The 25569-nt window shown below is 66.2% G+C and carries 19 protein-coding genes; 4 read left to right on the forward strand and 15 right to left on the reverse strand.

Annotation, left to right across the window (positions count from 1 at the left end; genetic code table 11):
- The first annotated feature begins 73 nt into the window (after positions 1-73).
- From WS78_RS32275 to WS78_RS32280, 3 genes are read left to right on the forward strand one after another with little or no spacing between them, the layout of a single operon-like run.
- Entirely contained in the window at positions 74-1588 is a 1515-nt protein-coding gene (locus WS78_RS32275; protein ID WP_081989468.1) for a S8 family peptidase, read from the forward strand.
- Between the two features lie 35 nt (positions 1589-1623).
- On the forward strand, positions 1624-1893 hold the full coding sequence (locus tag WS78_RS36735; protein ID WP_157131167.1) for a hypothetical protein: 270 nt from the start codon (positions 1624-1626) through the stop codon (positions 1891-1893).
- Complete coding sequence (locus tag WS78_RS32280; protein WP_059576548.1) at positions 1890-3824, forward strand: Xaa-Pro dipeptidyl-peptidase; 1935 nt, start codon at positions 1890-1892, stop codon at positions 3822-3824. Before WS78_RS36735 ends, WS78_RS32280 begins: the two co-directional genes overlap by 4 nt.
- 159 nt (positions 3825-3983) lie before the next feature.
- Here the strand turns inward: WS78_RS32280 and WS78_RS32285 are convergent, their stop codons facing one another.
- Entirely contained in the window at positions 3984-4640 is a 657-nt protein-coding gene (locus WS78_RS32285) for a uracil-DNA glycosylase family protein (RefSeq protein ID WP_059576545.1), read from the reverse strand.
- 298 nt (positions 4641-4938) lie between these two features.
- On the opposite strand from WS78_RS32285, the gene WS78_RS32295 reads away from it, so the two are divergent.
- A complete protein-coding gene (locus WS78_RS32295; protein ID WP_038746206.1) occupies positions 4939-5691 on the forward strand; it encodes a class II aldolase/adducin family protein in 753 nt (250 codons plus the stop codon).
- 132 nt (positions 5692-5823) lie between these two features.
- Here the strand turns inward: WS78_RS32295 and WS78_RS32300 are convergent, their stop codons facing one another.
- The 14 genes from WS78_RS32300 to WS78_RS32365 all read right to left on the reverse strand — a co-directional run bounded on the left by WS78_RS32300 (position 5824) and on the right by WS78_RS32365 (position 25500).
- Positions 5824-6978: a ferritin-like domain-containing protein gene (locus tag WS78_RS32300; protein WP_038746209.1), complete on the reverse strand. Its 1155-nt coding sequence runs from the start codon at positions 6976-6978 to the stop codon at positions 5824-5826.
- 18 nt (positions 6979-6996) lie between these two features.
- Positions 6997-7935, reverse strand: a complete 939-nt coding sequence (locus WS78_RS32305; protein WP_059576543.1) for a hypothetical protein — start codon at positions 7933-7935, stop codon at positions 6997-6999.
- A gap of 75 nt (positions 7936-8010) precedes the next feature.
- Positions 8011-9633 carry a metallophosphoesterase family protein gene (locus WS78_RS32310; RefSeq protein WP_038746215.1) on the reverse strand — a complete coding sequence of 541 codons (1623 nt, stop codon included), beginning with the start codon at positions 9631-9633 and terminating at the stop codon, positions 8011-8013.
- Positions 9634-10437 (reverse strand): hypothetical protein, encoded by an 804-nt coding sequence (locus tag WS78_RS32315; protein WP_038746218.1) that lies wholly within the window; start codon positions 10435-10437, stop codon positions 9634-9636.
- The gene (locus WS78_RS32320; protein ID WP_059576540.1) at positions 10434-11216 is read right to left on the reverse strand and encodes a hypothetical protein; all 783 of its coding nucleotides are present in this window, start codon (positions 11214-11216) and stop codon (positions 10434-10436) included. The genes WS78_RS32315 and WS78_RS32320 overlap by 4 nt, the downstream gene beginning before the upstream one ends.
- Positions 11213-14155 (reverse strand): phosphorylase family protein, encoded by a 2943-nt coding sequence (locus WS78_RS32325; protein ID WP_059576537.1) that lies wholly within the window; start codon positions 14153-14155, stop codon positions 11213-11215. Before WS78_RS32325 ends, WS78_RS32320 begins: the two co-directional genes overlap by 4 nt.
- 66 nt (positions 14156-14221) lie before the next feature.
- Entirely contained in the window at positions 14222-15274 is a 1053-nt protein-coding gene (locus WS78_RS32330) for a deoxyribonuclease II family protein (RefSeq protein ID WP_038746226.1), read from the reverse strand.
- Positions 15275-16117: 843 nt separating this feature from the next.
- Positions 16118-17413 (reverse strand): CDF family Co(II)/Ni(II) efflux transporter DmeF, encoded by a 1296-nt coding sequence (gene dmeF / locus WS78_RS32335; protein WP_059576534.1) that lies wholly within the window; start codon positions 17411-17413, stop codon positions 16118-16120.
- 12 nt (positions 17414-17425) lie between these two features.
- Complete coding sequence (locus tag WS78_RS32340) at positions 17426-17695, reverse strand: metal/formaldehyde-sensitive transcriptional repressor (RefSeq protein ID WP_038746235.1); 270 nt, start codon at positions 17693-17695, stop codon at positions 17426-17428.
- Positions 17696-18013: 318 nt separating this feature from the next.
- On the reverse strand, positions 18014-18379 hold the full coding sequence (locus WS78_RS32345) for a hypothetical protein (RefSeq protein ID WP_059576531.1): 366 nt from the start codon (positions 18377-18379) through the stop codon (positions 18014-18016).
- Positions 18380-18656: 277 nt separating this feature from the next.
- Complete coding sequence (locus WS78_RS32350; RefSeq protein ID WP_063889431.1) at positions 18657-19853, reverse strand: glycoside hydrolase family protein; 1197 nt, start codon at positions 19851-19853, stop codon at positions 18657-18659.
- A 473-nt stretch (positions 19854-20326) separates the two neighbouring features.
- Positions 20327-22690 (reverse strand): GNVR domain-containing protein, encoded by a 2364-nt coding sequence (locus WS78_RS32355; protein ID WP_059576525.1) that lies wholly within the window; start codon positions 22688-22690, stop codon positions 20327-20329.
- 106 nt (positions 22691-22796) lie between these two features.
- Positions 22797-24125 carry a cellulase family glycosylhydrolase gene (locus tag WS78_RS32360; protein WP_059577002.1) on the reverse strand — a complete coding sequence of 443 codons (1329 nt, stop codon included), beginning with the start codon at positions 24123-24125 and terminating at the stop codon, positions 22797-22799.
- A gap of 31 nt (positions 24126-24156) precedes the next feature.
- Positions 24157-25500, reverse strand: a complete 1344-nt coding sequence (locus WS78_RS32365) for a hypothetical protein (protein WP_059576522.1) — start codon at positions 25498-25500, stop codon at positions 24157-24159.
- Positions 25501-25569: the final 69 nt, after the last annotated feature.

Below are 25569 nucleotides of genomic sequence, written 5' to 3' on the forward strand. Positions count from 1 at the left end.
CGCAGCGAAGCAAGCAGCTACAACACAACATCGTCGACTCATTCCGTTCAATCTCGTTTGGGGGAGTATGGGCATGTCCACGTTAATTCGTACTGCTTCGTTTAAGCTGACCGTCCTTTGTGCTGCGCTGGCCGGGTTCGCCTCGGTCGCGCAGGCGGAAACCTCGGCCGCGCCGCAAGTTCCCGGCCCCGCCGACGCGGTCAATCAGTTGATCGTCAAGTTGCGCGTCGCGAAGACGTCGCCCGATTCGTCGTCCGATTCGTCGATCGCGAAGGCCGCGCACGCCGACGTCCAGGCGGTCATCGACCGCGTGCTCGCCGCACGCAAGGCGCGCGCGGCCGGGCGCGCGTTCGGCGCGGCCGCTGCGTCGGCGCCCGGCAATTTCGCCGATCCCGCCGCGGGCATTCGCATCAAGCGCGACATGTCGGGCGGCGCGACCGTGCTGTCGTTGCAGCGCCGCGTGTCGCTCGCCGAAGCGGAGGGGCTCGCGCGCGACTTCGCGACGGATGGTGCGATCGAGTATGCGGAACCCGACGCGCGGATGCATCCGTTCCTCGTGCCGAACGACACGCGTTATTCCGAGCAGTGGGGCTACTTCAATCCGAAGGGCGGCGCGAATCTGCCGAAGGCATGGGATCGCACGACCGGATCGTCGCGCGTCGTCGTCAGCGTGATCGATACCGGCTATCGGCCGCACGCGGATCTCGCCGCGAATCTCGTGCCCGGATACGACTTCATCTCCGATCCGGCGATCGCGAACGACGGCAACGGCCGCGACAGCGACGCGTCGGACCCGGGCGACTGGGTCACCGTGCAGGAAGACGCCGATCCGAGCGGTCCGTTCTACGGCTGCGGCGCGAGCAACAGCTCGTGGCACGGCACGCACGTAGCGGGCACGATCGGCGCGGTGACGAACAACGGCCTCGGCGTCGCGGGCATCTCGTGGGTCGGCAAGGTGCTGCCGGTGCGCGTGCTCGGCAAATGCGGCGGGATGCTGAGCGACATCGTCGACGGCATGCGCTGGGCGGCGGGCCTGTCGGTGCCAGGCGCGCCTTCGAACCCGAATCCCGCGAAGGTGCTGAACCTGAGCCTCGGCGGATACGGCCGCACATGCAGCACGACATACCAGAGTGCGATCAACGAGATCACGTCGCGTGGCGCGAACGTCGTCGTTGCCGCGGGCAACAACGGCGGCCCGGTATCGACGACGCAGCCGGCGAATTGCCAAGGCGTGATCGCGGTCGGTGCGATCGACAGCAACGGCGTTCGCGCGAGCTTCAGCAATTACGGCGCGGCCGTGAAAATCGCCGCGCCGGGCGTCGGCGTTCTGTCGACGCTCAACGCCGGCAGGACGTCGCCGGGCGCGGACAGCTACGCGAGCTACAGCGGCACGAGCATGGCGACGCCGCACGTCGCGGGCACGGTCGCGCTGATGCTCGCCGTGAATCCGGCGCTGTCGCCATCGCAGGTCTTGCAGCGGCTGCAGTCGAGCGCGCGTCCGTTCGCGAGCGGATCGAACTGCTCGACGAGCACCTGCGGCGCGGGTTTGCTCGACGCCGGCAACGCGGTCGACGCCGCCGCGCAGTGAGCGAACGCGGGCGTTGTTGCGAAATGGTTTCGCGTTTGCGCGCGCCGATGCCCGTCATGCGGGATGCGGGCACCGGCGCGGCAAGTCGAGGCGCGAAAACGCTGATATGCAACGCCCGCATCGCGGCGCTGCCGGCCGGCGATGCCGCGTCGGCAGCGCCGAAGCATCGCGTCGCGAATGCCCGGCGTCGTCCGGGCGGCATCGCGCGCGAGACGGCCGGCAGCGTTCGCCGGCATGTTCGACAAGAAGCCATCCCGCACGGGATGACCGTTTCCAGACGATCATCGAAACAAGGACAACAATGAGAATTCATCGAATCGAACCGCGTCGCACATGGATCGCCGCACTCGTGGCCGCTACGACGCTCGCCGCATGCGGCGGCGAAGACGGCGCCGGCGTTCCGGGTGCGTCCGCGCTCGCTCAGGTCCAACAGGAGGGAGCCGCGCCGTCCGCGGCCGGCGCGCAGCAGATCGCCGCGCGCTTCTCGCCGTCCGGCGTGCCGTATGCCGATCTGTCGAGCGGCGGCCGTTATCGGCCCGTGATCGAGAACGGCCAGGCGCAGCCGTCGCTGTCGGGCGACACGATTTCCGAGGAAGCGTGGGTCGAGACGCCCGTCGATTCGGACGGCGACGGCGCGAAGGACCGCATTCACGTGCGCGTCGTGCGTCCGTCCGAGACTGCAGCGGGCGCCCGCACGCCCGTCATCGTGCTGGCGAGTCCTTACTACAACGGACTTGCCGACAGCCCGAACCACAACGTCGACGTCGAGCTCGACGGCACGCCGCATCCGACTGCTTCGGTCTCCGCACGAATCATGGCCGCCGCGCCGCAGACGCGGATCTGGCAGCAGGTCGACGCGGCCGCCGCGGGGCGTTCGTGGATCGAGGGCTATTTCGTGCCGCGCGGCTTCACGGTCGTGTATGCGGATTCGCTCGGCACCGCAGGCTCGGACGGCTGCCCGACGATCCTGACGCGCGACGAATCGGTGGCGATGGCGTCGGTGATCCGCTGGCTCGGACGCGGCGCGGCCGCGAAGGATGCGAACGGCAAACCGGTCGTCGCGACCTGGTCGACGGGCCACGTGGGCATGTACGGCGTGTCGTACGACGGTACGCTGCCGAAGATGGTCGCGAGCCTGCGCACGCGCGGGCTCGATGCGATCGTGCCGGTTGCCGGGCTGTCGAACATGTACGGCTACTACCGCTCGGGCGGGCTCGTGCGCGCGCCCGACGGCTACCAGGGCGAGGACGTCGACGTCTACATCAAGGCGCTGCTGACGAATCCGCATCCGGAGCGTTGCACGCACCTGATCGACGAGGCGCTGCAGAAGGAGGATCGCAAGACGGGCGACAATTCGCCGTTCTGGGCGGCGCGCGACATTCCGAGCGCGCTTGCGGTCGCGCCCGCGCTCGTTGCGCAGGGGCTTGCCGACGACAACGTGCGAACCGAGCAGTCGACGTCGTGGTATCTGGCGATGAGGCGTCAGGGCGTGGCGGCGCAATTGTGGCTGCACCGCGCGCGTCACACCGATCCGACTCGCGTGCCCGCGATGGCCGACGCATGGACCGCTCAGGTGAACCGCTGGTTCACGCGCTATCTGCTCGGTTATGACAACGGCGTCGAGCGCAGCCCGGGTGCCGTGATCGAGCAGGCGGACGGCACGCTGCTGAAGGAGGCGAACTGGCCCGCGCGCGGCGCTTCGTCGGTCACGTATTTCGCCGGCGGCGACGGCGCGAGCGCCGGCACACTGCTGCGCGAGCCGACGGGCGGTCCGCTCGCGAAATTCACCGACGATGCGCGGATCACGGCGCTTGCGCTGGCGAACGCGAATACGGGCGAGCATCGCAGCCGCTTCGAGACGACGCCGCTCGCGAGCGCGACGCGGATCTCGGGTACCGTGAAGGCGCGCGTTCGGCTGACGTTCTCGGCGGCCGCGAACGTGACCGCGCTCTTGATCGATCGTGCGCCGGACGGCAGCGCGACGATCGTCACCCGTGCGTGGACCGATCCGCGTAACCGCGTGTCGAGCTGGTTCTCGGAGCCGGTGCTGCCCGGCATGCCTTACGATCTGCGCCTCACGTTCATGCCGCGCGACTACAGGCTCGAAGCGGGGCACCGGCTCGGGCTCGTCGTGCTGTCGAGCGACAGCGAGGCGACGCTGCGGCCGACGCCCGGCACCGAGCTGACGCTCGATCCGGCCGGAACGTCGGTGACGGTGCCGCAGCTTCCGGCCTGACGGCAGGCGTGCGGCGGAAAGCGGCGCGCGATGCGTGCGCCGCTCGAACGAGGCATCGCCGCGAGCGTCTTGCTCGCGGCGATGCCGTTTGGCGAAGCCGATTCGCACGCTGAGCGATGCGCAGAGCGCGGACGATCAGCGCTTCGTTTGCCGATGCCGTTACCCCTGCGGCGACGGCAGCAGTTCGGCCACCTTGTCGCGCAACGCGGGCAGCACTTGCGCGTCGAACCACGAATGCTGCTTGAGCCAGCCCTGATTGCGCGGCGACGGGTGCGGCAGCGGAATGAATTCGGGCGCGTACTCGGCCCACGCTCGCACCGTTTCGGTCAACGAAGATTTGCGGCGTGTGCCGAGGAAGCGGCGCTGCGCGTATTGACCGATCAATAGCGTCAGCCGGACGTCGGGCAGTTCGCGCAGCAGCTTGTCGAGCCAAAGCGGCGCGCATTCCGGCCGTGGCGGGTTGTCGCCGCTCGCGCCGCGTCCCGGATAGCAGAACCCCATCGGCACGATCGCGAACAGCGATTCGTCGTAGAACGTCGCATCGTCCACGTTCAGCCATGCTCTCAACCGCTTGCCGCTCGCATCGTCCCATGGAATGCCGGACGCATGGACGCGCGCGCCGGGCGCCTGCCCGACGATCAGGATGCGCGCATGCGGATGTGCGCGCACGACCGGCCGCGGACCGCAAGGAAGGTGGGGCGCGCAGACGGTGCATGCGCGGATCTCGCGAAGGAGGGCGTCGAGGGACGCATGTCGCGCGGGCATCGAGCGCGAGCCCTTGCGGATCGGCGGCGGGTCGTTTGGTTTCGGTGACATCGCCCGCCATTATGCAACCGTTTCGCTACATGCGATCCGTCCCGTTTCAAACGTTTGAAGCGCGTGTCCGTAGGCGCGAACGCTGGCAATCCCGATGCACATCGGCGCGTGAAACTGGTAGGGTGGCGTGCGAATTCGTCGCGGCGACGCGTCGCGCATGGCGCGCGGATTCGGCGAGCGGCTTTGACGAGCGGATGCGGGCGCGTGATCGGCGTCGCTTCGCCTGCGCGAAACGAGCGCGTCCACAATGCATCGGGAGCGACTGCCCGGCAGTCGACGGCAACGAGAGGAATCCTTCATGAGCACTGCATCCGCCGCCGGCATCGCGCCGGCCGAATGGAAAATCCGCTGCGACCTGGCGGCCTGCTATCGTCTCGTCGCGATGCACGGATGGGACGATCTGATCTTCACGCACATCTCGGCGCGCCTGCCCGGCCCCGATCATCATTTCCTGATCAACCCGTACGGAATGATGTTCGAAGAGATCACCGCGTCGTCGCTCGTGAAGGTCGATCAGGCCGGCAACAAAGTCGATGATTCGCCGTATCCGGTCAATCGCGCGGGCTTCGTGATTCACAGCGCGGTGCACGCCGCGCGCGAAGACGTGCAGTGCGTGCTGCACACGCATACGCGCGCGGGCGTCGCGGTCAGCGCGCAGCGCGGCGGCGTGCTGCCGATCTCGCAGCAATCTACGTTCGTGCTGCCGTCGCTCGCGTATCACGCTTACGAAGGCGTCGCGCTGAAAGACGACGAGAAGCCTCGTCTGCAGGCCGACCTCGGGCGCGCGACGTACCTGATGCTGCGCAATCATGGCTTGCTGACGGTCGGCCCGTCGATCGCGGACGCATTTCTCGCGATGTATCTGTTCGAGACGGCGTGCCAGATCCAGATCGCCGCGCAAAGCGGCGGCGAACTGATCGCGATACCGCCCGAGATCGTCGCGACGAGCGCCGAGGCAGCGTCCGTGCAGACGGGCGGCCTCGGCGGCGCGTTCGTGTGGCCTGCGCTGATCCGCAAGCTAGACCGCCGCGACGACAGTTACCAGACTTGACGGCGAGCGATCACGTGCCGCTTGCGAGCGCGTGCATTCACGAGCCGGGCATGCATCGCGTTCGCGATGTCGAATACAAAGGAGCGGCGCGCGTGGTGCGCGCCGCCCAACGCCGGTCGTCGTGCCGACAGCTCACGACGCCTGCTTGCCATTCGTGTTGACGAACCTCGGGCCATAGAACACGGGTTTCGACAGATCGGTGTAGGTGCGCAAGTAGCCGATCTCGTCGGGATACAGCTCGCCGAGTTGCGCGAGGGCCGCGGCCGGCACCTGATGGCGCATGATGTTGAAGCATGACAGCACGCGCAGGTCGACCATTCCGTGCACGGCTGCGCCGAGCGTTTTCCACGACGTGGCCGACGGGCCGTTCCATACCGCGTCGAGTGTCGTCAGGATCGTCGAGAAGCTGGTGTCGAACGCGTTCAGATCATTCTCCACCGCGCCGCGGTCGGGATCGAGCGCGAGGATGTCGGCGTAGCCGTCGCGCGGCACGGCGAGCGTGTTGATCACGACGGGCGCGGTGATCGCGGGGCCGCAGAAGAAGAGCGGCTCGTTCTTCGGATTGAAGTCGACAGGCGGCGACGGCGCTTCGTAGCGCGCGCCGTAGTAGAGCTCGGCGAAGCGCGCGTAGTGCGATTCTTCGTTTTCGAACGGATTGCCGGCGAACACGTCGCCCCGGCTGGAACCTTCGCCTTGCCGAAGGATTTCGTCGATGCCTGCATAGAACGATTCGACGGGATCGACGCCGGGCGTATACGTGACCGTCGTGAAGCCGATATCGTCGCCGACCTGGTTGGACGGGCCGCCCGCCTGCACCGCCGCGCGCACCGCGTCCGCGTTGCGCTCGACCGCGTCGCGGATGCTCTCGTAGAACGCGGCGATCGTCGGATAGCTTTCGTCGCGGCCCAACTGGCGCAGCAGGAACGCGGGCGTCTCGATGCGCAGGAAGTTTTTGAGTTGCGGCTTCGAATAGCGCGCGAGGCCGACGTGCAGATCCGGCTCCGCGCCGCCCGGCAGTCCCGCCGTCGGATAGGCGATCCGGATCGTCGCGAATTGCGGCGAGCCGCCTAAAGCCGCGAGCAGATTCGACGCGATCGCCATGTGTACCATCTCTTCCATCGCGACACTGCGGATTGCGTTGTACGCGGTGTAATTCTGGACTTCCAACGAAAACATCGCGGACAGGTACAGAGGCAGCGTCGAGTATTCGAGCTCGATCGCGGTCTGCAGCGCGCGCTTGATCCACGCGAGGTCGCGCGCGGCGGGCGGTACGGTGTTCGGGTTCATCGCATGTTCCTCGCCAAGTCAGCCTTGATAGAAAAGCGCATACGACGTGCCGCCGACGCGATACGGCACGACGTGGGACGCGCCCGCGGCTGTCGTGGCGGCGCCGATGCGCGTCCAGCCGAGACAGTCCGCGTGAATCCGGTAGACGGCCGTCGCGCCGTCGCCGGCGATGTACGTGACGAGCGTCGGTGCGCCGTGCGCCCAAGGCACGCACGCCGCATTCGTGATCTTCAGCGCGTCCGGCAGTTGGTTCTGCAGATAACTGCCGACTTCGACGGTGCCGAGCGCCGGATTGTCCTGAATGTGATCGATGTTGACGTTGAGCTTCGCGGTGTTGATCTTGAAGAAGAAGTTCGCGCCGCCCAGCTGAAAGAACGAGAACTGCGTCCAGCCTTTTGCCCATTCGTGATACCAGACGTTCAGCGCGAGGAGGGGCGGCGTGCCGCCCGTCGACGCGGGCGTGACGGCGACGCTGAAATTCGCGACGCGTCCCGTGTTGAAGTCGTAGCCGAGGATGTATTGCTGGCCGAGCGACGTGAACGGCGCGACGTTCGTGAAGCCGCGCGTCGGCGTGTTGCGCGGCAGTGCGAACTTGTACGGCGGCGATGCGCTCAGGTCGGCTGCGATCGCGAAGAAGCCGAACGTGCCGTCGTCCGCGCGATACGTGAGCAGGTACGGCACGTTTCCGAGCACGAACGACGCGACGCTGTCCCACGGGCCGCCCGCAAGATCGATCCTCGAATCGGCAGGAGCGATCCACGGCGGCGCATCGCTGAGCGTGTAGACATCGGTCTTCTGCGTGGCCTTGTTGTAGGCGATCAGATCGAGCTTGCCGGCGTGCGGTAGCGCGACGAAGCTCGTGTAGCCGCGCGCGAGCGGGCCGTCGCCGTCCCACACGCGTTCCAGCATGATTTTTTCGGAGCCCGAATCAGGGCGAATCGAGTAGAGGCTGCTCATGTACGCTCCTTTGCGATAGAACGGTCGAACGGTTGCTCGGCCAGACGGGAACGGCGTCCCGGCAGCGCCGGCGAATCATGAGATCGGTTCGACGAACAGCGGCAGCGGCGTCGGGTCCGCCCCCGCGATCTGGAAATAGCTGAGCCGAGCGGGCTTGCCCGCGCCGGCGAGCTCGAGAATCTGGAAGCCGCGGTTGTACCAGTCGTCGGTCAGGTCGAGCTGCAGGTCCGCTTGCTTCAGCGGAACCGGGTACTTTTGCGCGTAAGGCGCTTCGCTCGCCTGCACGGGTATCGCGCTGTGCCCCGCGCAGCGGCCTTTCGGCAGCGTCTTGAAGATGTGCGCCGCGTCGTCGCCTTCGGTCGGCCAGTCTGCCGGACGGTATGCATCCGCGAAGATGCCGAGGTTGTGCTCGTGGCCCCAGATCCACGCGGCCACGCGATCGCCGAACGTCGGACCGAATTGCCGCCATAGTCCCGTGTTCACCCATTCGCGATTGAAATCGGATGAATCGGGCGTCCCGGACGCTTCGCGACGTTGCGCGATTCCGCACACGTCCAGCGCCGAATACAGCTGATGATGCGACAGCAGGATCGAGCGGCCGGAGAAGTTCGTCAGCTTGTCGAGATGCCAGACGGCTTCGTCGGTGCGAACGGTCACCTGATCGACGGGCGACGTGGTGTCGCGAGGCGGCTGATCGGCGAGCGACGCGAGGCGGAAGTACGGATTCCTGTCGGTGGGCCAGTGCGGGCTTGCGCCGGCGGCCGCCGTCTCGATCTTGCCGATGTGCAGCCGCTCGAGCGTCGCTTGCTGCGCCGATGCCGCGACGTTCATGTAGTGCCCGTGGTAGCCCGTGTCGAGGCCGAGGAATTGCCAGCCGTCGTCCTCGGTGCGCAGGCAGAAATAGCTTGCCTGCTGCCGTTGCGCGGGGCCGTCGACGAGTTCGCCGGAATCGAGCGCGTGCAGGAACGATACGGCGCCCGTGAAGTATTCGTGATTGCCCGGCACCGTGAAGAACGGCACGCGTCGTTTGTCGCTGCGCAGCACGTCGCGCACGAGGCCGATCAACCGGTGCTCGGTTTCGAAGCGCGTGCCGGAGAAATAGACGTCGCCGAGATGCAGGATTGCATCCGGCGAGAACTTCAGCGCGGCGACGAGCACGGCTGCCGCGACGTCGGTGCCGGTGCCGATGTCGCCGACGATCGCGATTCGCGCGCGCGCCGGCAGCTTCCATTCGATCACGCCGTAGCGCAGGTCGCCCTTGCCGGCGTCGGCGGCCTGCCACGAGCGGTACTGCGGTTCGCTGCCTTTGTGATACGGATATTGCCAGTAGTACTTGAAATACTGGACGTACATCTGCTGCCATAGCGGATTGCCGAATTTGTACTGCTGCGTCTGATGCTCGACGTCGCGCTCGATCTGCGCATCGCCGGCGATGTTCGCGTGCGCGCGGCGATGATGCAGATACGACAGATAGGTTTGCACCGCCTCTTCGTCGTTGCTGTCGGCGGGAGGCGGATCGAGCGGCCGGTTTTCGAGCATCGCGCGGCAGTAGCGGTCGGTCGCGCGCATCAGCGGATGATCGGCGTCGATGCCGGCTGACGCGCGATGCTCGAGACGGAGCGCATGCGCGAGCACTTCGGCGACGCACGACTTCCACAGCGCCAGATGCGGAACCTCGAAATGTTCGATCGGGACCATTCATGCCTCCGGCGCGCGCGGCGCCGCGCGGGACGTGCGCGGCCGAGGGAATTGCAGATTGATGCACGTGTCGCGCGTGAGATCGAGGCCCGGCCAGTCGTCCCACAAGCCGGCCGGCAATGCGAGCGGGCGCGGCGCCATCCGCAGCACGGGCGTCGTCAGCGCCGCAAGCCGATCGAGCTCCGGACACGGACGCGGATGTGGAGACGCGCTGTGTATCCATGCGGCGACGTAGTCGTCGCCGCAGCACACGAGCGCGCCGTCGACGCCGTCCGGCGGCTCGGCCTGAAAGGAAGTGGCCCACACCTGCACGGCCGCGAGTAAATCGGTTGGCCGCGTATTCGCGCGACGCGCGCCGACGAAATGCTTCGCGCTGCCGAACATCCAGTCAGCGGGCCGATCGATGAGGAAGTAGGGCTGCTCGGCGACGAGCGCATCGGCATGCGGATCGATCGCGACGGGCACTTCGGGCAGCTTGCTGCGCGTCATGTCGTAGGCGTCGCCGTGCAGGTTCTGATAGATGCGCGCCGCGATCGCCTTCGTCGCGCGATCGTGCGACGAAGGCGTCGCCCAGAACATCAGCGCGGTCTGGTCCGGAACGGCGGGCGGCTTGCCGGCTTGCGGAATCATCGTCGGCAGATACGCGCGCAGGCCGACGGGCGGCTGCAGCAGCACGCAGGCCGGTACGAACACGCTGCCGAGAAACTGCGCGAAATGCTCGTAGTCGAGCGCGGGCGACCGGAAGCCGCGCCACACGTAGACGGCGTTCGGCGCGACCGGGAAGGATTCCTGCGGCGTGTTCATCGGTTGCCCTCACGTTCGAATTGCATGTTGAAGCTGCTTCCCGCGCGCACGTCCATGCCGGCCCATTCGTCCCAGAGCCCGATCGGCAGGAATGTGGGCGCGGGCGCGAAGGTTTCCTTCCAGTCGGTCAGCACGGCCTGCAGGCGCGGCACGCCGGTCGGTGCCTGTGCCGAGCCGGCCGCGACGGGGCCGAGCTCCCAGTAGACGACGTAGTCGTTGCCCGTGCACGCGAGCGCGCCGGCAAGCGGTACGTTCTTCTGAATATCGGCGAGCGCTTTGGCGACGGCCGAGCGGAACGACACGGCGTCGACGGTGGACGGCCGCGCCGCGACGAGATGGCGGATCGCGCCGTGCATCCAGTCGGCGGGCTCGTCGTACAGATAGACGGGCTGGTCGACGGCGAGCGTGCCGTCGAAACGGACCGGAAAATCGGCGCGGCTCTGGTTGTCCTGCGTCAGATAAACGCCGTTGTGCGTCAGCGTGTACGTGCGCACCGCGAGCCGCGTGAAGCCGTTCCAGTACGTCGCGGGCGATGCCCAGAACAGGATCGCGGTTTCATCCGGCACCGACGCGGGCTTGCCGGGCAGGCCCGCCGGCACCGTCGGCGCGTACGCGCGCAGGCCCGCGTCGATCTGCATCTTCACGGTGGCCGGCACGAATACGGTGCCGAGCTTGCTCATGAATTGATCGAGGCCGAGCGACGGCAACCGGAAGCCTCGCCATACCCGCACCGAATCGGGGGCGACGCGCATGTCTTGCGGCAAATCGGGCGTGTTCATTGCATGGCTCCGGTTGGGGCGGCCGGCGCGCCGGCTTCGGCGCTCGCGGGCGCGGCGGCCGGCAAGGCGGGCTTGCCGGTGGCGACGAGGTGTTGCGCGACTTTGGCGAGAAATCCGGCGGGCGGCGGAGACTCGCGTGTCTTGTCGTAGCGGCATTCGTTCGGGAACTGCCAGTGGCGATTCACGCAGAACCGGCAGGAACCTTCGGTGCGCGACAGATAGCCGCCGCCGTCGGCGTCGTGCCACGTGAGCGCGCGTTGCGCGTAGAGCTCGTCGAGCACCGACGCCATCGCCGCGTGCGCGTCGACGAAATAGGCGCAGAGCGTGCGATACGCGTCGGGGAACTGGCTCGCGAGCCACGCGCGCGCCGCGTTCGCTGCATCGGCGTCGGCGGGCAGTTGGATCGCGACGTAATCGTACGGATATTCCTGCGTCGGCAGCACGAGCGTGAAGCCGTTCTGCGGCGTGAGCGCCGCGGCGCATTGCGGTTGCGTCGCGCTGAACGCCTGCCATTCGCCGGCGCTCATCCGGTATTGCTGCAGGAAGAAGCTGTTGTACGAGAAGTGCGGCGTGATGACGAGGCGTGTGCGGCTGAAGTAGCGCGTGCCGTCGATCGTCACGTCGAATTCGACATAGGCCGGGTGCGCGGGGTCGCTGGTTTCCTTCAGCAGCGTGTAATCCTTGTCGGCGGGATGCGTCGACAGCGGCGGATTGCGCCGCACGTGCGCGCCGAACGCCGCATGGAACATGTTCCAGCTCGATTGGCTGACGATGTAGAGCACGGCGGGCCGCGTCTGCACCATCTGCTTGATCGCCCATGCGTTGCGGCTCACGCAGTTGTCGACGATGTTCGCGACGCTGGCGTCGCTGCCGCCGAGAAATCCCGGTTTCCAATGTGGAGACGCGCACGCGACCATGTCGAGTTGGCACACGTCCTCGCCGACGCGCAGCGAGGCGGCCGGGTGGCCGTCGCCGTGCAGCGTGCGCTCGAATTTTTCGAGCACGGGCACGAACTGCAGGTAGTAGCTTTGCGGCTGCTGCAACACCTCGATCTGGATGCCTTCCGGCACCGATACGCGGGCGGCGAGCACGTCGCCCGCGGCGAAGCGGTTGTGCGGCTTGTAAGTATCGAAGAGGAGTACGTAGGGGAAATCGCCCGGCTGGCCGGGGATCGCGACCTTCGTGTCGGCGGCGTCGCCATCGTAGCGCACCGTGATCGACCACGCGGGACTGTCGTCGACGCGCGCCGCGCCCGTTACCTCGCCGCCGCGCGGCGCGATCACGCGCCCTTCCGGCAGCATGAAGCGCCGCACGAAATCGAGATCGAGCTTCTCCTGATAGACGGTGCGATAACGGTAGTACCACGCGTATTTGGCCCACGCATCGGTGTCGCCGTCGGAAGAGAAATCCGGATAGCACCACGCGGCGCCCGTCTGGCCCGGCAGGAAGGCGGTCAGATTCGGATTGATGCCGATCGTCATGATGGGCGCCTTGCGGCAGCCGTCGATCACTTCGCCGTTCGGAAACGCCGGCGGACGCGTGCGGCCGTTGATCCAGCGCGCCGCGCCGCTCTTGCCGTTCGCGCTCGCCGGATAGGGCACGGTGACGTCGAAATCGAATGCCGTGTACGGGCCGTACGCGCGCTTCTTCAGGTCGGCGGGCCAGAAGAACGAGCATGTGCCGCACGAGCGCACCTGGAAGGCGAGCTGCACCTCGAGCGGGTCCTCTTCGTCGACGGGCTTGTAGTCGCGGCTCGGGTTGTAGGTCGCGCTGCCTTCGCCGGCTATCGTCGCCCACGTCGCGAGCGCGCCGTTGTAGCTCGTTTGCAGTCCGAACGTCGAGTAGATGAGACCGGACCAGTCGGCGCGCACGGCGTCGGAGATCGGCGTGCCCCGGTCGGTGCGTCGCCGGACGATCGGGTCCGAAATGTTGCGCACGCACACGAATCGCACGCCGAGCCGGTTCGCCTGCTGGGCGATGATCGCATCGTCCATTTCGAGGCATGAGTATGCGCGCGCATCGTTGCCTTCCGCGATGTAGTAGAAGTCCGTCGTCAGGAGCGGCGCATCCTTCAACGGCCGAATTGCTGGCGCGTTCAGACATTCCGGCCGGATCGCGTCGTTGACGAGATCCGACAGCGTAAGCTCGCCGAGGCCGGGATCGTCGGGGTGGCGAGCCTTCAGCTCGTCGAAGAGCGCGGCGAGCGACTGCGGCGTCACGACCTCGTTCATCCTGAACAGCAACGTGCGCTCGACTTCGCCGACGAGCGCGGTCGACGGATACCAGGTCGGGCAGCGATACATGTTGCCGCCATCGGGGCTCGTCGTGTTCTGCGGGCGTTGCAGCTCGAGCAGCGCGGCGTTCGCGACGACCGTGTCGCCGAGGCGCTGATCGCGGCGCGCGCCGCCCGCGGTGCCGATCGTGTAGATGCGGTCGGGGCGAGCATCTTCGACGATGCATCGGATCATCGCGGACAAGCCGTCGAGCCAGGGAGAATGCGCGAGATGCGCATTCGACTTGAACAGCAGCACGTTCCATGGGCGCCCGGAGCGATCGACGACTCGCACCATCTGAAAGAGCCCCCAGAGCGTGCCCGATTTCGAGTCCGCCGCATACGACGATGCCCCTCGCGTATACGGAAGCCATGCCTGCTTCCACGCGTAGTCGTTGTAATCGCCGGTGCGGTCGCTGTTGACGAACACGTGGTCGAGCGCGAACCACTCGGCGCTCGTCCACGTGATCACGACGATGTCGGCGCGCGGCAGCGGATCATCGGGGGCGCGCGTGCCGGGTGCGGTGCGCACGGGCTTGGTTTGGCCGATCGTGTCCCATGCGACGGGCGGCAGCGTCGTCGTGCCGCGCAGCGGCGCGGCGGCGGAGATGTCGGTGTGGCGCGTGACGAGCGGCAAGAGCGCGCTTTCGGGTAGTTGCGCATTCATGGCAAGGCTCCAGGGCGATGTGGGGACGCGTGAGCGTCGACGTTTTGTTATGCGAAGGATGCTGCGCTATTCGGCCGATTCATGCGTTTTGCGGATCAGCTCGCGTGCCTGCGCTTCTGTCTTGCCGGGCGGCGGCACGATCAGATCGGTTTCGGACAGCGCTTTCCATAGCTTCGGATCTTGGAATGCGATCGTGCCGCCGCCGCGTTTTTCCTGCGACACCATTCGGTTGATGTCGCCGACGCACACCCAGTTGTCGGTCGTCGTGATGCCCCATTTCGCGTGGTCCTGCGTTTCGGGCCATGCCCACGGCGCGCCGAGCTTGCGCAGATCGATGAATTTGATGTCGTAAGTCTTGTGGATGCCGTCGGAATCGAGGACGGGCGGGATCTCGCCTCGAATCCACGTCTCCACGTACATGTCGGCCTTCAGCGTCGGGCCGACGAGGTCGTTCCAGAAATCCTTGTTCCACTTGCGGTTCTTCGCGATCACCTTGAACGGCACGCCGCCGCGGGTCTTGAAATCGAGCGCGTCGGAATCCGCGGGCGCGGACGCGGTGAGCGGCTGCGTCAGCGCATACAGCGGGCTCGAGCGATCGAGTCCGCCGGTGCGTGGCAGATAGACCTGCGGCTGCTGATGCAGCGCCATCTGCGCGGCGATCTTGCCCGCCGTCGCGAGATCGAGGCTCACGCACAGGAAGGTCTGTCCATACAGCGGCGTCGGCACGCCCGGTTCCGACGGGCTGGCATATTTCGGCCACGAATGCAGCAGCCACAATGCGGAGTTCGACGCGACATCGAATGCGATGACGCCCTTCGTATGGCCGAGCGTCGCGTTGTTCGAGCGATCGGCGTCAGCGGGCATTTCGTCGTTGTAGAGTATCCAGCCCGTCGTGCCGCCCGGATCGCCGAAGATCGCATCGAGCGTGTAGAACAGCGCGCCCTTCGAGTCTTTCATCAGATTCGGCGATTTTTGCACCGCGCCGACTTGACGATCGTAGTAGACATATTCGTAGCCGGTCGCGCTTTCGCTCTCGGCATCCTTGACCAGCTTCGGAACTTTGTAGGCGAACCATAGATCGACGGATCGATTCAGTTCGTCGCGCGGCGAGATAGCCATCTGATGTCCCCGGTTGCTGAATGGCGCCGCATGCGCGGCGAACGACGCCCGTTCGTGCGAGGCGTCTATATCTTGTCGTCGAAGGCTTGCCTGCACCGGTTGCGTGGCACTCGCAGCCGGCAGACTATCGCTTTGCGCGGGCGCGCGAACAGACCTTCGCGGGCAACGGGCGAATGTGCGTTGCGCGCATGCGCCGCCGAACCCAGGCGTGCGTGCGCGCGACGGCGCCCGTCGGCTCGCTCTGCGAACCGTCGGCGTCGACGATCAATGAGTAGGAATGCGAATAGGCTAGTGGACGAATCGACTGGTGCGCATAGAGGTCCCCTCCGTTTATTGCTATCCGTTGTCTTTGCGCCCGAACCCGTTCGTTGGCGACCGAAGCGGCACGGCTTCGGAAGTTGCGGGTTCTTGTGGTCTTAGCATAGAACACTCCGACGAAAACGGTAAGCCAATTCCGGACGCGTTGCGATTACGGATCGGCGCGGGGTTTGTCGTGCGGGATGGGGATTGCGGTGGAGGGAGGTCCGATCGGAGGCTCGATCGGCTGAAGCGCGGGAAAGGCGCTTCGCGTTGCGTAACCGGCCGGATGGCGACGTCGATACGAGACAACAGCGTTCGCGCAAGCGTCACGCGTTCTGAGTTAAGCATTTCACGCGCTCGAGCGCGGCGATCGCGGCTCGAGCGGGCGATTGCGCGGAAACACGGCTGTCATGCGCCGATACGTTTGACCGCGGGTTTGGGTCACGGCGGTCGCGACGGCACTGCATGCATTCGTCGAATCGGGCAACGCGGCGATTCGGCGACGCCGTCGTCAACGACGATGTGATTCGTTTCACTTTCGCGTCAGGCGCGGCCGTGTACCTCGACGGTTACGTGCGACAGACTCTTGAAGCGCTTCAACAACTGATGATAGAAGCCCGAGTCGCGTGCGGGATCGCCCGTCGCGACGGACACCACCGCGCTCATGTGGCCGGGGCCGAGACGCCAGACATGCAGATCGGTGACGCGATCGCCGCCATTTTCGATCGAGCTGCGCACGTTGGCGGCGAGGCGAGCGTCCGGGTTGACGTCGAGCAGGATGCGGCCGGTGTCGCGCATGAGGCCGTACGACCAGTTCGCGATCACGAGCGCGCCGACGATGCCCGCGAGCGGGTCCATCCACATCCAGCCGAACGCGCGCGCGAGCACGAGCCCGACGATTGCGAGCACCGAAACCGCCGCGTCCGCGATCACGTGGATATACGCGGACCGGATGTTGTGGTCGCGCGCCGTGGCGTCGCTCGAGCCGCCGTGTTCGTGATGATGCTCGTGGTCGTGCTCGATGAACGCGAGCGAATGCTCGCCGCCGTGCAAGCTCACGATGGCGGTGAACGCGTGCGGCTCCGGGATCGTGTCGGTCGATTCCAGATAGGCGCCGCGGTTCGCCAGCCCGAACGTCTGCCGCGTCCCGTCGGAGCGGATCGTCGTGATCGTTGCAGGCGCGTCGCCGATTGCCGGCTGGCTCGCCGCCGCGGGCGCGATGCGGAATACCGGCGGCACGCCGTCCTCGAAGATCGATACGATGAAGGCGCCTGCGCGCGTGGAGATCGTCTGCGCTTCGTCTTCGTGATCGTGATGGCCGTCGTGTCCGTGTCCATGCCCGTGATGATGGCCATGCCCGTGGCCGTGCCCATGGTGATCGCCGCTCAGCAGCCACACGCTTGCGAGATTCACGAGCAGGCCGAGCACGGCGATCGGAATCGCTTCGTCGAAATGGATCGGCACGGGCGACAGAAAACGCGCGACTGCTTCGTACGCAATGAACAGCGCGATCATCGCGAGCACGATTGCGCTCGTGAAGCCGGCCAGGTCGCCGAGCTTGCCCGTGCCGAACACGAAGCGCGGGTCGTTGGCGTGCCGGCGTGCATAGGTGTACGCGAGCGCCGCGATCAGCATCGCGCCCGCGTGGGTGGACATGTGCAGGCCGTCGGCGACGAGCGCGAGCGAGCCGAACAGCGTGCCGCCGACGATCTCCGCGATCATCATCGCCGAGCACAGCGCGATGACGGTCCAGGTTCTGCGTTCGTTCTGCTCGTGTGCCGCGCCGAGGAAGATGTGGTCGTGCCCTGCGCCGAACGCGACGTTTTCGAATTCGCTCATCGATCGCTCCGATTATTTGAAGTAGCTGTGAACCACGTCGATCAACTGCTCGGTCGCGCTGCCTTCGTGGTCGTCGGCCGCGTCGACGAGATGCGTGCGAATGTGGTCCTCGAGCACGACGGCCAGCAGGCCGTTCATCGCACCGCGGCAACTCGTGATCCGCTGCAGCACCTCGTTGCAGCCGCATTCTTCCTCGAGCGCGCGCTCGATCGCTTCGACCTGCCCCTTGATGCGGCGAACGCGGTTCAGGAGCTTCTGTTTCTCTCGAATGGTGTGGCTCATCGCCTCTCCCCTAAATACCGGGGGGGAGTATATATCAATGTGCGAATTTGTATAGTGGGGAGGGGTATGCGGCATTCCGACGCCGCGAGCTGCAGGCGACGCTACGCCGAGCGCGGACGGCTCGCCTTGCCGCGGATCATGCGCGGGCGATCGCTGCCGGTGCGGCGCCGATCCGCCGCACGATTGCTTCTTCGCGTCGATGTAAGAGGGATGAATCGTCGCGTGCCTGGCGGCGCGCGGACGCACGGTGTCGCGCGGAAAACGACAAGGGCGCCGATGGCGCCCTTGTCGTCGACTTCGTTCGTCGAGATGGATCGATCAGCTTGTCTTGCCGACGGCCACGTGCTTGCCCACATGGTGGTGGTTCATATGGGTCGACGCATGGCGCGCGTGAGAGCGCGACGTTTGCGTGCTCGCGCGATCGGCCTGCGTATCCGAGCGATCCGCTGCGCGGGAGAGGCCCTTGTCGCGGTCGCCGGACTTGAAGCCGTTCGTGTTCGTCATGCCGGAACTGCTCATATGGCCCGCCGACATGCCGCCCGAATTGCCGCCGGCACCACCCATGCCGCCCATGCCGCCGCCGTGGCCGCCGCCACCGGCACCGCCGCCCGCCGCGTGCGCGGCCGACGACATCAAGATGAACAGACCCGTAGCAGTCAGCGCGACCAAACGATTACCTTTCATTTTTGCCTCTTCCTATACGTTGTTTGGGCAATTGCATTGTACGAACCGCATTTGCCGTGCAACGGCGGCGTTGTAATCAAAGGTAACCGCTGCGGTAACTCCGTTGCGGCGCAACGGCGCGCGCGGGCGAAAGCCGCACGAGCGGCCTGCACAATCCGATTGCAAACGCGTGCGCGGACGAGTCGGGCCGCGTTCGTGCAAAGCGGAAGCACGCGTTACCGGTTGGTTACAAGCGTGCCGCGTTTTCCCGACGCGATCGGCGCCGCGCGGTCGCCGATCAGTTCGGAACGGCGCCGGCAATTGCCGTTTTCATGAGCCCGTAGCGCGGCTTTTCCTGTGCGCTGTTCGTCAGCAATCCGTAAGCGCCGCTGCGGTCGTCATAGAGTTCGTACCAGTCGAAGCCGATGACGTTGTACGTCGCTTTCGCGGCGGCCAGCTCGGGAATCGTCTTCGCGATGTAGGCCGCGATCTGCGCGTCCGAGTTGTCCGTGTTCACGCCGATCTCGGTGACGACGATCGGCAAGTTGTAGCGGTCCTTCAGCCGCGCGAGCACGTTGTATCGGCCGGTTTTGCCGAGTGCGTTTTCGAGGTCGCCGCCGTTCGAATACCAGTGCCACTGGATCACGTCGGGCGTGAGCTTCGGGTGTCCGGTCGTGCCGTCGGGTTGCGTGCCCGTCATCAGGCCGTCGAGGAAGCCGAAATGCAGTGCGCCCGACGTCGCGTTCGCGATCAGCTTAGTCGTGCGATTCGTGTCGACCGAGCGCCAGCCGTCGAGCGCGCCTCTCAGCGCGCCGCGCCAAATGGGAAAGGTCGAATTGTCGTAATCCGAAACATTGATGCCGTCGCCCTGGATCGGCGCGTTGTGGCTGTCGATGTCGTACTCGTTGCCGAATTCCACTATCGGGATGCCGGCCAGCTTCTTCGCCGCGTAGACGGAAAGCTTGTAGGCGTACGCATAGGCGCTCGCTTCGGTCGGCTGCTGCCCGTTCAGCGAGGGATCGGCCCAGGGGTGCGCCTGGATCATCGGCAGGACCGTGACGTTGGAGCCGAGGCCGGGGATGACCGTCGACGCAAGCGTGTCGATGTGAGCCGGGATGTACACGTCTTGCCGATAAACGCTCATGCCGAGCCCGGCAAGATGGGCCGCCTGAGTGGCGAGCGGGACCGACGCATAGACGCCGCCGTCTACGTAATGTCCGTTCACGCCGAAGAACGGCAATGCCGAAGCGGTGCTCGAGGGCGACGACGCACCGGATGCGGGCGCGGCCGTGCCGGACGAAGATGTCGACGGCAAGCTGGAAGCCGGTGCGACGACGTTGTTCGTCGGTGCGGCGGCGTTGACCTTGGCCTGATCGCCGCCGCCGCCGCAAGCGGAGAGCAGCAGCGCGAGCAATGCGGCTCTCGCCGCAGGGTAATGGATAGGAATACTAATGGATTGTGTCACGCTCATGGCGACCGCAGCTAGGCGTTTCATGGTGGGATCTCCGGAAGGGGAAATCTCTATTTTAGGTTAAATTGAGATAAACCTATCTCAAAATTGAGCAGTGATCTCGTTGAATATTCACGTTGGAGAGATAAATAGTGGGCTCGGGGCGGCTTTTGCCTACTCGGCGTTGGGCTCGGCGAGCGTTCGTGACGTGATGGGAATCGGCGGGCGCGACTGGCGTGAAATACGTGGAACGCTTGTGTGGCAGGCCTTTGCCGCCATCGTGCATGGTCTCGGTTCATGCCCGATACGCGTGGGAGAAAGAAATCGATCGAATGTTTTGTCTACTGAGGTTCTTGCATGATTCATGATCGATTCATGAAACGATCGTCGGCGCCGTAGCAAAGATTTAAACGCTTGAGCCAATAAAAAACCGGAGGTGCGGAAACCTCCGGTTTTAGGTGCGATTACTTCTTCGTATCGAATCGATTCGGAATCCGATCTGATCGGAGCCTCTGCCTTCAGTTTCGAGAGGCTTTCGCGACGGCTCCTTTCGCCAACCTGAACGTCTGCTTCGCCTGAGCTGGTCGGGCAGGGCGTCGAGGCTTGGTCCAACGCTCGGCGACGTCGCGCCACCCGTCCCGCAGCGACGTGCGGGGCGGGCGCGGCGGCGCGACGTATGCATTGAAAATGTGGCCGGCGATTTTCGCGCCGACGCTGTCGAGGCGCTGCAGCGCCGTTTCGAGTTCGGCCGCGCGTGTCGTCCTGCCGCGCGACACGATCAGCACTGCGTCGCAATCCTGCGCGGCGATCGAAAGCGCATCGCTGAACGGGAGCACGGGGGGCGCGTCGACGATCACGAAGTCGTAGCGCGTGCGCAGCGTCGCCAGCAACTGCGAGAACTCGGCGCGCTCGAGCAGTTCGCCCGGATTCGATCCCGTGAGCGTACCGGGCGTCATCACGGACAGTTTGCTCTTGCCGAGCTTGACGATCGCCTTGTCGAGCGGCTGGCCGCCTTCGAGCACGTTCGCGAGACCGATGCTGCCGCCGTTGCGGCCCACGCCGAGCGGGTTGTGCGAACCGCCGCGCATGTCCGCGTCGACGAACAGCACCGACGCGTTCGCGTCGGCGAACAGATACGCGAGATTCGATGCGACGAAGCTGCTGCCGACGCCCGCGGTCGGGCCCGCGAACGCGAGCACCTTGCCGCCGCCGCGGCCGTCGTGCGCAAGCGCTGCGCGCAGGCTCGTGCGCAGCGCGCGCAGCGCCTCGATGCCCGGGTCGTTCGGATATTGCGCGGCAAGCGGCTTTACCGCCGCGCGTGAGCTGCCGGCCCTGTCGTCGCGCTGCGCGAGCGCGGCCGGCGACGGTGCGATGACCGCGACGCAGGGGATGTCCGACACGTCCGCGATCGATTGCGGACCGTTCAGCTCATCGCGATGGCGCGCAAGCAGATACGCCGCGGCGAGGCCCGCGAACAGCCCGCCCAGCAGCGCGCCGAGAATGATGATGCCGCGCTGCGGCCATGCCTTCTTGTACGGCTTGCTTGCCCAATCGACGACGCTCACGCCCGGCGTCGTGCTCGCCACGGCGATCTCGAGCTGCTGCGCGTTGGTCAGCACGCTCGTGTAAAGCTGCGTCGCGACCGATACCTGCCGCGACAGGCGAACGAATTCGCGTTGCGCGGTCGGCAACCGGTTGGCCGCCGTGGTCGTCTGCTGAATTTCCTTCTTCACCTGATCGAGCTGCGTCTGCACGGTCTGATAGGTCGTGCTGCCCGGCAGGAAGCGCGCCTTCACGTTGTCGAGCGCGAGTTGCAGCACGGTTTGATGCTCGGACAGCGAGTTCAGCCGGTTGATGAGCGCGATGCCTTGCTGGTCGACGTCGATCGTGCCCGTCGTGGTGCGGTAGCGGTTCAGCGCGTCCTCGGCTTTCTCGAGGTCCTTCTTGAGGCCGGGCAGGCGCGCGTGCAGCGAGTCGAGATTGCGCTGCGCCTTCTCCGCGCGATATTTGATGTCCTGATCCAGATAGACGCGCACGATCGCGTTCACCATTTCCTGCACGCGCTGCGGCGTGTCGGCCTGGTAGATGAGCTTCATCATCGACGGCTCTTCGAGCGTCGAATCGCGATTCGCCACGACGGTCTTCATTTTCTTCATCACGTCGTCGTAGACGAGCTGCGTCGGCTCCTTGGCGATCGAGAACGCGATGCCGGCGCGCGCGCGCAGCGTGTCGACGCGAATCTGTCCCGCCTGTGCGCGCTCGCCGTCCGCGGCGACGGCGAACGGCACGGTCTGGCCGACCGCGCCGCGTGCGAGCAGGCGATCGCTTTTGTCGTAGAGCGCCCATTGGCCGTTTTCACCCGCGACGAGCCGGAATTTCTTGCCGAGCGCGGCGTCGGGCAGCGAGAGCTCGCCGAGCTTCAGCTTTTCGCCGCCCCATGCGAAGCCGGACAGTCCGAGGAACGGCGACGCGAGCTCATCGTCGCTCGTGTGGCCGGAAGCGAGCAGACGGCCGACGAGCGGGAAATAGTCGAGCGTGCGGATCTCGAGGTTTGCGCCGATCTGTTCGATCGCCGCGCCGACGATCGCGCGCGACGTCAGCACCTCGCTCTCGTCGTTCGCGGACGGGCCGTTCGAGATCGTGCCGGACACGTCCGACAGCGCGCTGATCGACGATCCGGGCTTCGTTTGAATCCGCAGCAGCGCTTCGGCGCGATATTGCGGCGTGGCGACGAGCGCGTACAGCAGGCCGAGCGCGAAGAACACGACGACGATCGCCGCGAATAGCGTGCGATGCCGAGCGAGGCTCCACCACAGGCTCGCGAGCCCGTCGTTTCTCTTGGCGTGCGGAGCCGCCGAAATGGGTTGTGCTTTCAGATCCATCGTTATTTCCCGTGATATGCGGCGAAGGCCGCCGCAATCCTCTGAGTCAATCCTCTTCATCGAGCGCGTGCCCGGCTCGGCGCGAAGGCGGAGCCGGGCGCGACGCTCATGCTCCGATCGTGATGAATATCGGCCCTCGCGTTTCCGGAACGTCGAGTCGCCTGCGGTTGCCGGCATCGAGCCCGGCGCCGTACATGTCGGTCACGGCGGCACCGGCGGGCAGCCGCGACAGGTCGACGCCGATCGCGTTGCCGTCGCCGTAGCACCAGACCGCATACTTCGTCGCGCGCGCGGCGGTCAGCTTCAGCACCACGTAGCGCGCGTCCGAATCCAGAAAATACTGAGCGCGTTCGGCATCCCCGGTGAACGAGAAGAGTTGGCGAACCGCGACGTACGCGGGCAGCTTCCCGTTGTCGGCGTCGAGGAGTCCGAAGTTGTGCTCCATGTTCTTGCGATCGCGGCCGTCGTCGCGAATGTCGTAGTACGACGTGAGCCCGATCTGCGAAATCCAGTTCGCGAGCAGCAGCCGCACCGCGTACTTCGCCTGCCGCGCGCGTGCGACGCTCGAATGGCCGTCGCCGATATCGGCGACGTAGTTGTAGCCGTAGGCCGGGTACGCCCATTCGGTCGCCCAGATCTGCTGCCGCGTCCGATACGACGACAGGTCGCGCCGCAGCGCGGCGTAGTCGGCGAACACCGTTTCCGGTTCGGTTTGCCGGTACGGATGCACGCTGACGGCGTCGGGCGCGGGCTGCGCTGCGCTGGCGATGTCGCCGACCGCGCGGATGAACGTGCGGTTGACTTGCTGCACGCCGCCCGTCGCGACGATCGCATCGGGATTCGCGGCCTTCACCGCTTGCAACGCCTGCTTCAGCACGTTGCGGTAAGCGGCCGGAGACGGCTCGCCGAGCCAGTAGGTCTTGTGGTCCTGCTCGTTCCACACCTCGAAGCGCACCGGCTTGCCCTTGTAGCGCTGCGCGGCCTTGAACACGTACCGGCGGAACGCGGCGAGCTGAGCGGGCGTCGTCGGCGGCTGGTTCGGGCTGTGCACGCGATGCATGCCGCCGAGAATGAACAGCGCGCCGAGTCCGCGCTCGGACAGATCGGCGACGAGCGCGTCGTATTTCGAGAAGTCCCAGCCGTGCGGTGTGTCCACTGCTTCCCAGAACAGGTCGGCCCGGACGAACGAGAAGCCGGCGTCCTTGACTGCGTCGAGCAGCTTCATGTCGCCGATCGCGTGCACCGCGATGCCCGTGTTGTCGCGCGATGCGACGAAGCCCGGCAAGTCGACGTATGCGCGCTTCGCGTCGGCGTTCGCATAGGCGGCGTCCAGCGCGACGGTGCGCGCGGCGCCGGCGAGGCGAGGCGCCCCGAGTGCCGCGCCGGCGAGCGCGACGAGCAGCCGGCGGCGCGGGTTGGGCGTGCAGTTCTTCATGTCGTCGTTTCCTTCGCGGCGCATGGCGGCTTCAGCGCGCGTTCGGCGCGATCACGCCGGTGTCGTATCGCAGCCGTTCGAGCGCGATGCGCGCGCTGGCGACGTGCGCGCGCTGCGGCGCGCGCAGACCGATCGAGCGCAGCGTGACGCCGAGGAACAGCAGGCAGCCGATCGTTTCGCAGATGTCCGTCGTCACGCCGCTCACGAGCAGGAAGCACAACATCAACCAGACGGGCCGATCGTTCGCCGGTTGCGCGAGGACGAAGCGCACGAATGCGGCGACGAGCAGCGCCGCACCGATCACACCGAAATTCGCGACGGTGTAGAGCGCCATGTTGTCCGCGTAGCCGACGTTGAAGCCGAAGTCGGCCGTGTAGTAGCCGACCGCCGAGCCGAATCCGCCGGGCCCGATGCCGAACCAGATCAGGTGCTCGCGCAGCAGCCCTTCGATCAGCAGCGGCCACGTGTTGATGAAGCGGTCCTGCATCGAGGACAGCGAGCCCGAGCTGCCGACGTCCTGCGTGCTCGCGAGCGTGACGAGCCAGCCGGCGATCGGCAGCGCGATCGTGATCGCGGTCGTCCAGATGCAGGCCGTGCGCAGCGAACGCGTGCGCAGCATGAAATGCAGTGCGACGACGAGCGCGAGCGCGACGAGCGTCGTCTTGTTCGTCGTCGCCCAGATGCCGACGGCCGCCAGCGCGAGCAGCGCGGCGAGCGCGAGCCGCGAGCGCAGGCGCGGAAACACCCAGGTCGTCAGCAGTCCGATCATCAGGCCGGTCGTCGCGCTGCTTCGGCCGAAGCCGGGCAGCCGCGACGACGTGCCGACATACGACGACTTCGCGAGCTGCACGCTGACGCCGCCGATGTCGACGCTGCCTCCGACCCACGGCAGCTTCACGAAGTAATTGAGCAGCACGCCGCCGATGCACAGCAGCGCGAGCGCGACGAACGCGCGGAGCATCCGCTGCGACTCGAGCTCGTCGAGTGCCTCGAGCGGCATGACGAGCGCGAACAGCATCGGCGCGATCGTCCAGATCCAGAAGCCGACCGCGCTCAGGCTGACGCCGTTCGCGAGCGACACGCACGTCTGCGCCGCCAGATACGCGGCGATCAGCACGTGGCTCGCCTTCGGCCGCTGGACGATCGCGAGCCCGAGGCACGCGACCATCAGCGCTTTCGGCAGATAGCCGAGCGCTGCGACGCCGGCGAGCGACGTGTAGTAGCGGATCGCGCCGGACAGCACGTCGCTCGCGACTGCGATGACGAACGTCGCCGCCCAGAGTCTGTGTATCGTCGAGATACGTTGCATCGGTGCGTAATGGTCGAATGGCGAGTCGGGCTGCGGATCGAACCGCCGGGGGCTGCGGGCTGGCATCGTCGAGTCTCGAACGGTTGCGGGCACCGCCTTTAATCAGCGAGCGATGCCGCAAAACGGCGGTCTCGG

This window comes from Burkholderia savannae (genome assembly GCF_001524445.2).
Taxonomy (GTDB): Bacteria; Pseudomonadota; Gammaproteobacteria; order Burkholderiales; family Burkholderiaceae; genus Burkholderia; species Burkholderia savannae.

Coding starts and splice junctions, on each gene's coding strand:
- WS78_RS32330 (WP_038746226.1), bottom strand. CDS start 15,274: ATGGCTATCTCGCCGCGCGACGAACTGAATCGATCCGTCGATCTATGG.
- WS78_RS32325 (WP_059576537.1), bottom strand. CDS start 14,155: ATGAATGCGCAACTACCCGAAAGCGCGCTCTTGCCGCTCGTCACGCGC.
- WS78_RS32350 (WP_063889431.1), bottom strand. CDS start 19,853: ATGAAACGCCTAGCTGCGGTCGCCATGAGCGTGACACAATCCATTAGT.
- WS78_RS32300 (WP_038746209.1), bottom strand. CDS start 6,978: ATGAACCCGAACACCGTACCGCCCGCCGCGCGCGACCTCGCGTGGATC.
- WS78_RS32310 (WP_038746215.1), bottom strand. CDS start 9,633: ATGGTCCCGATCGAACATTTCGAGGTTCCGCATCTGGCGCTGTGGAAG.
- WS78_RS32295 (WP_038746206.1), top strand. CDS start 4,939: ATGAGCACTGCATCCGCCGCCGGCATCGCGCCGGCCGAATGGAAAATC.
- WS78_RS32305 (WP_059576543.1), bottom strand. CDS start 7,935: ATGAGCAGCCTCTACTCGATTCGCCCTGATTCGGGCTCCGAAAAAATC.
- WS78_RS32285 (WP_059576545.1), bottom strand. CDS start 4,640: ATGTCACCGAAACCAAACGACCCGCCGCCGATCCGCAAGGGCTCGCGC.
- WS78_RS32355 (WP_059576525.1), bottom strand. CDS start 22,690: ATGGATCTGAAAGCACAACCCATTTCGGCGGCTCCGCACGCCAAGAGA.
- WS78_RS32345 (WP_059576531.1), bottom strand. CDS start 18,379: ATGAAAGGTAATCGTTTGGTCGCGCTGACTGCTACGGGTCTGTTCATC.
- WS78_RS32275 (WP_081989468.1), top strand. CDS start 74: ATGTCCACGTTAATTCGTACTGCTTCGTTTAAGCTGACCGTCCTTTGT.
- WS78_RS32340 (WP_038746235.1), bottom strand. CDS start 17,695: ATGAGCCACACCATTCGAGAGAAACAGAAGCTCCTGAACCGCGTTCGC.
- WS78_RS32320 (WP_059576540.1), bottom strand. CDS start 11,216: ATGAACACGCCCGATTTGCCGCAAGACATGCGCGTCGCCCCCGATTCG.
- WS78_RS32360 (WP_059577002.1), bottom strand. CDS start 24,125: ATGAAGAACTGCACGCCCAACCCGCGCCGCCGGCTGCTCGTCGCGCTC.
- dmeF (WP_059576534.1), bottom strand. CDS start 17,413: ATGAGCGAATTCGAAAACGTCGCGTTCGGCGCAGGGCACGACCACATC.
- WS78_RS32315 (WP_038746218.1), bottom strand. CDS start 10,437: ATGAACACGCCGCAGGAATCCTTCCCGGTCGCGCCGAACGCCGTCTAC.
- WS78_RS32365 (WP_059576522.1), bottom strand. CDS start 25,500: ATGCCAGCCCGCAGCCCCCGGCGGTTCGATCCGCAGCCCGACTCGCCA.
- WS78_RS32280 (WP_059576548.1), top strand. CDS start 1,890: ATGAGAATTCATCGAATCGAACCGCGTCGCACATGGATCGCCGCACTC.